Source organism: Nocardia niigatensis NBRC 100131, from assembly GCF_000308655.1.
Taxonomy (GTDB): Bacteria; Actinomycetota; Actinomycetes; order Mycobacteriales; family Mycobacteriaceae; genus Nocardia; species Nocardia niigatensis.
Genome location: NZ_BAGC01000041.1, coordinates 379,892 through 385,926 on the forward strand (window position 1 = coordinate 379,892; position 6,035 = coordinate 385,926).

A 6,035-nucleotide genomic window follows, 5' to 3' on the forward strand; every position below is an offset into this window, starting at 1 on the left:
GTTCCGGGCCGCTTATTCGAGCGAGCGCGGCCGTGGGCCCGGCCGCCGGAGGTCGTGCTCCTCGCTTGCCACCATGCCGATGGCCTCGCGGGCGGTGAGGCCCAGGGCAAGAGCGAGCCCGTCGAGCATGGCCCACTCCGTTTGGGTGGGCTCCTGCTCGCTGACGGTGGAGGCGATGGTCATGGCGGTCACCGCCTGCTGACCACTGAGGGTGCGCCCTGGCAGCCAGGACACCACCCAGCGATCGCCGCCGACGCAGCGGGCGATGTGTGCGGTCAGATCACTCGTCATCATCGACTCGGACACGACTTCGATTGCCACAGACCTGCTCCCCTCATGCTCGCGACAGCTGGTGATCTCCTTTTGACCTTGCACGCGAATATTAGGGTTTGCCGCCGAGCACCCAACCGGTATTACAGCAAATAGCCTGCAACATTATGATTAACTGGCAATCGGCTGGTTTGCCAGCAAATACCGATCCCTGGCAAACCATTGGAAAATAGCTGGAAGATCCGATTCAGCTGTCCGATTCGAGAGGTTTCTTCGGTTGCTGCGGCGGCACCACCGCCAGCAGCGCCGCCTCGATCTCCGCGCGCCGCCCGGGCGTGTCGGAATCGCCCAGATCCAGGCAGAACGAGTCGACGACCGCCGAACCCATGGTCACCACCTTCGCCCAGCAGACATTCACCCCGGCCGCGGCCAGCGCCGCGGCCAATCGGCTCAGCAATCCGATGCGATCCTCGGCACGCAATTCCAGCAGCACCCGCCCCGGATCGGCGGTCTCGTGCCAGAACACCCGCGGTCGCGCCTGAGCGAACGGACTCGGCTGCGTGCCACCCGCGTCGCGCTCCTTGCGGGCCAGCACCGAGGCCAGATCCAGATCGCCGTTGATGGCGCGGATCAGCTCCTGGCGCAGCAGGCCCGGGTCCGGCGGATCACCGAAACGCGGCGCCACCACGAAGGTGTCGATGGCCGAGTCGCCGACGCCGGCGAGTTCCGCCGACAGCACGCGCAGCGAATGCACGGCCAGCACACCCGCCGCATCGGAGAGCAGACCCGGCGTGTCGGGCGCGACCACGGTCACCACATGGTGGAAGCGGCCCTCCCCCGGCTTCAGATCCACATGCACGCCACCGGCTTCCGCGCGGGCGCGCAGCTCGTCGGGAATCGGGGTGGGCTCGGGCAGCGGTTCGCCCGCCATGGCCGTGCGGCAGTTGCGCACGAGATCGCCGATGAGCGAGGCCTTCCAGTCGTTCCACACGCCGGGCCCGGTGGCCAGCGCGTCGGCCTCGGCCAGGGCGTGCAACAGCTCCAGCAGGTTCGAATCGCCGCCGAGGGCGTCGATCACCATCTTCACGGTGTCGGAATCGGAAGTGTCACGGCGCGTTGCCGTATCGGGCAGCAGCAGGTGGTGACGCACCACGCCCGCCAGCGTCTGCACGTCGGAAGGCCACAGCCCCAAGCGATTTCCGATGGAGACGGCCAGCTCCGCGCCGACCACGCTGTGATCCCCGGTGCGGCCCTTGCCGATATCGTGCAGCAGCGCGCCCAGCAGCAGCAGGTCCGGGCGGGCGACCCGGGTGGACAGCGCCCCGGCCTGGGCGACGGTCTCCATCAGGTGACGATCCACGGTCCAGGTGTGCATGGCGTCGCGCGGCGGCAGGTCGCGCACCACACCCCATTCGGGAAACAGCCTGCCCCACAGGCCCGTCCGGTCCAGGGCCTCGACAGCGTCGACGGCGCCGCGGCCCGTGCCCAGCAGGACCAGCAGGTCGTTGAGGGCATCCTTGGGCCACGGCTCGCGTAGCTCGGGCGCGTCCTCGCCGAGCCGGTTGAGGGTGGTCGCCGACATGGGCAGTCCCGTCTGCGCCGAGGCGGCGGCCACCCGCAGTATCAGCCCGGAGTCGCGCTGCGGCCGGGCATCGCGGGCGAGCACCACTTCCCCGGAATGCTCGACCACCCCCTCATCGAGTGGTCGGCGCACCGGGGCGCGGCGCAAGCGCGCGAGCCCGCGCCGAGGCAGCGCGTTTCCCGCGGTCCGCAGCCCGACGTCGGTCGAATAACTCACCGTGCGGGCCGCATCACTGAGCGTGCGGGCCAGATCGAAGCGGTCCCCGATGCGCAGGGCCGCCCCGATCTCGTCGGCGTCCTGGGCCCGCAACTGGTCGCGGGCCCGCCCGGCCACGCGGTGCAGCTCGGTCCGCACATCGAGCAGGCGGCGATGCGCCTGCCGCAACCCGCCACCGGGCACCTCCGGACCGAGCCCCGGCATGGCGTCGGTCAGCTGTGCGATGGCGAGGGCGTCCAGCAGCTGGATGTCCCGCAGCCCGCCGCGCCCGTTCTTGAGATCGGGCTCGGCGCGGTGCGCGACGTCTCCGCTTCTGCGCCAGCGGGTTTGGGTCTGCTCCAGCAGGGCGTCGAAACGGGACCGGATTCCGGCGCGCCAGTCCCGGCGGACGCCGCTGATGAGCAGGTTGCTCAAACCGTCGTCGCCGACGATGTGCCGGGCCTCGAGCATGCCGAGGGCGGCGGTGAGATCGTCGGCGGCCACGCGCAACGCCTGCGGGACGGTGCGCACGCTGTGATCGAGCTTGATGTGGGCGTCCCACAGCGGATACCAGAGCTGATCGGCGACCTCGGCGACCCGCTGCGGGTCGACGCCGTCGTAGAGCAGCACCAGATCCAGATCGGAATAGGGCAGCATCTCCCGGCGGCCCAGTCCGCCCACGGCGACGAGCGCGAGCCCGCTGTCGGCGGTGATGCCGACCTCGTGGCCCTTGGTGGTCAGCCACAGTTCGTACAGATCCACCAGCGCCTCGCGCAGCGCCTCGGGGTCCAGGCGGGACGAGCGACCCTGCACGCTGTGCTCGGCGAGCAGTTGGTCGCGGGCCCGGACCAGGTCCGAGGCTCCGCCGACGGCGACTTTCTCGCCTTCGGACTTGTCGTCGCGTGCCTGTTGGAAACCCACACCAACCACCCCTCATGAATTCAGTTCGTCGCCGCACATGGGGGCGGCCCCGCCACCGCCGGTTCGACACCGACGGTGGCCGGGGCCGCCACTGGTTCCGCTCTGGTTACCGCGTCACGGAATTACAGAGCGTCGGAACCACGTTCGCCGGTGCGCACCCGGACGATGGCGTCGACCGGGGTCACCCAGACCTTGCCGTCACCGATCTTGCCGGTGCGGGCGGCCTCCACGATGACCTCGACGACCTTGTCGACGGAAGCGTCGTCCACGACCACCTCGACCCGAACCTTCGGGACGAAGTCGACGGAGTATTCGGCGCCGCGGTAGACCTCGGTGTGGCCCTTCTGGCGGCCGTAACCCTGAACCTCGCTGACGGTCATGCCGAGCACGCCCGCCTGCTCCAGGCCGGTCTTCACGTCCTCCAGGGTGAACGGCTTCACGATCGCAGTGATCAGTTTCATTATCGTCATGCCTCCTTGACGGCGGCGGTGCGCGCCGCACCACCCACAGCAGCGAAATCGTATGCCGTTTCAGCGTGGTCCGACTCGTCCATGCCCACGAACTCCTCTTCCTCCGTTGCGCGGAGGCCGATGGTGTACTTGATGGCCAGGGCGATGATCAGCGTCACGACGAACGAGAAGGCAAGCACCACACCGGCTCCCACGGCCTGACGCCACAGCTGGTCGAAACCGCCGCCGTAGAACAGACCCGCGACATGGGCCGGCGCCTCCTTGGTGGCCACCAGGCCGACCATCAGGGTGCCGATGATGCCGCCGACCAGGTGAACGCCCACCACGTCGAGCGAGTCGTCGAAGCCCAGCTTGAACTTCAGGCCGACGGCCAGGGCGCAGGACACACCGGCGACCGCGCCGATGGCCAGCGCGCCGAGGACGTTCACCGAAGAGCAGGACGGGGTGATGGCGACCAGACCCGCGACCACACCGGACGCGGCGCCCAGCGAGGTGGCGTGACCATCGCGGAGCTTCTCGACGAGCAGCCAGCCGAGCATGGCGGCACAGGTAGCGAAGGTGGTGGTCAGGAAGGTGGAACCCGCGGTGCCGTTGGAGGACAGCGCCGAACCGGCGTTGAATCCGAACCAGCCGAACCACAGCAAACCGGCGCCGAGCATGACGAAGGGCAGGTTGTGCGGACGCATCGGGGTCTTCGGCCAGCCCTTGCGCTTGCCGAGGACGAGGCACAGCGCGAGACCCGCGGCACCGGCGTTGATGTGGACCGCGGTACCACCGGCGAAGTCGATCACGTGCAGCTTGTTGAGGATCCAGCCACCCTCGTGGATGACATCGCCGGTGTCGGGGTCGGTGGCATTGGCGTCGAAGACCCAGTGCGCGACCGGGAAGTAGACGACGGTGGCCCAGACCGCGGCGAACAGCGCCCAGGCACCGAACTTCAGTCGGTCGGCGACCGCACCCGAGATCAGGGCGACGGTGATGATCGCGAACATCAGCTGGAACGCGACGAACACGGTCATCGGGATTGCGGTGTTACCAGCCAGTGGAATGCCGATCGCCTTGACAGCGTCGACGCCCTTGGACGGGTCGGCGGCCACGGCCGGGTGAGAGTCGGCGCCAATCAGGCCCTTGAGCCCGAAGAACTGCTTCGGGTTGCCGATCAGTCCGAACTTGTTGTCACCGAACGCTGCCGAGAACCCGAAGATCGCCCATAGCACGCCGACGATGCCCATGGCGCTGATACTCATCATGATCATGTTGAGCACGTTCTTGCTACGGACCATGCCGCCGTAGAAGAACGCGAGCCCCGGGGTCATTAAAAGCACCAGTGCTGAACTCGCCAACATCCAGGCTGTGTCGCCGGTGTTCGGCAAATCAACGAGTGGATACGCCACCTTTGTCCTCCTCATCTCTGGCCCCGCAGCAACCTGCGAATAAGCCTGCAATGAGATTCACCAGTCGGTGTTTCAGCCGTGATCCTGCGGCGTTTCGCCTAGGTGAACGGGTGAGCTTGCAGTGTTGCGGTCACATTTCCCGAACCGCACCACTGTTACGACCAGATTGTGAGGATGATGTTGAATTCGATATCGATGCTGTTCAGTACGGGTTAACCGAGCAGGGCGTCGACGAAGGCGCCGGGCTCGAAGGGAGCAAGATCATCCGCACCCTCACCCAAACCGACCAGTTTGACTGGAACGCCCAGCTCATGCTGCACCTGGAAGACGATGCCGCCCTTCGCGGTTCCGTCCAGCTTGGTCAGCGCGACACCGGTGATGTCCACGACGTCGGCGAAGACCCGCGCCTGCATCAGGCCGTTCTGGCCGACCGTCGAGTCGAGCACCAGGATGACCTCGTCGACCGCGGCCTTCTTCTCCACCACGCGCTTGACCTTGCCCAGCTCGTCCATCAGACCGGTCTTGGTGTGCAGGCGGCCCGCGGTGTCGATGAGCACCGCGTCCACACCGCGATCGATGCCGGCCGACACCGCGTCGAAGGCGACGGCCGCGGGATCCGCGCCCTCCTTGCCGCGCACGGTCTCCGCGCCCACGCGCTCACCCCAGGTCTGCAGCTGATCGGCGGCCGCGGCACGGAAGGTGTCGGCCGCGCCCAGCAGCACGCGACGGCCGTCGGCCACCAGCACGCGCGCCAATTTGCCGGTAGTGGTGGTCTTTCCGGTGCCGTTCACGCCCACGACCAGCAGGATCGACGGGTGATCGGCGTGCGGTAGGGCCCGGATGGAGCGATCCAGCTCCGGGCGTAGCGCCTCGACGAGCACCTCGCGCAGCAGGGCACGGGCGTCGGCGGCGGTGCGGACGCTGCGGGCCGCCATCTCCTCGCGCAGGCGTTCCACGATGGCGGCGGTGCTGGCGGTGCCCAGGTCGGCCATGACCAGGGTGTCCTCGATCTCCTCCCAGGAGTCCTCGTCCAGATCGCCACCGCCCAGCAGGCCGAGCAGCGACTTGCCGACGGCGTTCTGAGAACGGGACAGGCGACCGCGCAGCCGGGTCAGGCGACCCGCGGTCGGCTCGATCTCGGCGATCGCGGGGGCGGCAGCGGGGGGCGCGGTTTCGGGTGCGGCGGCGGGAGCGCCCGCGTGC

At 68.3% G+C, this 6,035-nt stretch carries 5 protein-coding genes; all 5 read right to left on the bottom strand.

Going from position 1 to position 6,035, the window contains the following annotated elements; genetic code table 11:
- Positions 1–12: 12 nt before the first annotated feature.
- Positions 13–321: a hypothetical protein gene (locus ON33_RS16870; RefSeq protein WP_040859942.1), complete on the bottom strand. Its 309-nt coding sequence runs from the start codon at positions 319–321 to the stop codon at positions 13–15.
- Positions 322–517: 196 nt separating this feature from the next.
- Entirely contained in the window at positions 518–2,968 is a 2,451-nt protein-coding gene (locus ON33_RS16875) for a [protein-PII] uridylyltransferase (protein ID WP_040859830.1), read from the bottom strand.
- 122 nt (positions 2,969–3,090) lie between these two features.
- The gene (locus ON33_RS16880) at positions 3,091–3,429 is read right to left on the bottom strand and encodes a P-II family nitrogen regulator (protein WP_040859831.1); all 339 of its coding nucleotides are present in this window, start codon (positions 3,427–3,429) and stop codon (positions 3,091–3,093) included.
- Between the two features lie 5 nt (positions 3,430–3,434).
- Positions 3,435–4,847 (bottom strand): ammonium transporter, encoded by a 1,413-nt coding sequence (locus ON33_RS16885; protein WP_085996768.1) that lies wholly within the window; start codon positions 4,845–4,847, stop codon positions 3,435–3,437.
- Between the two features lie 197 nt (positions 4,848–5,044).
- Positions 5,045–6,035 (bottom strand): signal recognition particle-docking protein FtsY (gene ftsY, locus ON33_RS16890; RefSeq protein WP_040859832.1); only part of this gene is annotated, 991 nt, incomplete at its 5' end.

What these genes read in the sequence shown, in the direction of transcription:
- ON33_RS16880 (WP_040859831.1), bottom strand. Translation starts at nt 3,429, where the DNA reads ATGAAACTGATCACTGCGATCGTGAAGCCGTTCACCCTGGAGGACGTG.
- ON33_RS16885 (WP_085996768.1), bottom strand. Translation starts at nt 4,847, where the DNA reads ATGAGGAGGACAAAGGTGGCGTATCCACTCGTTGATTTGCCGAACACC.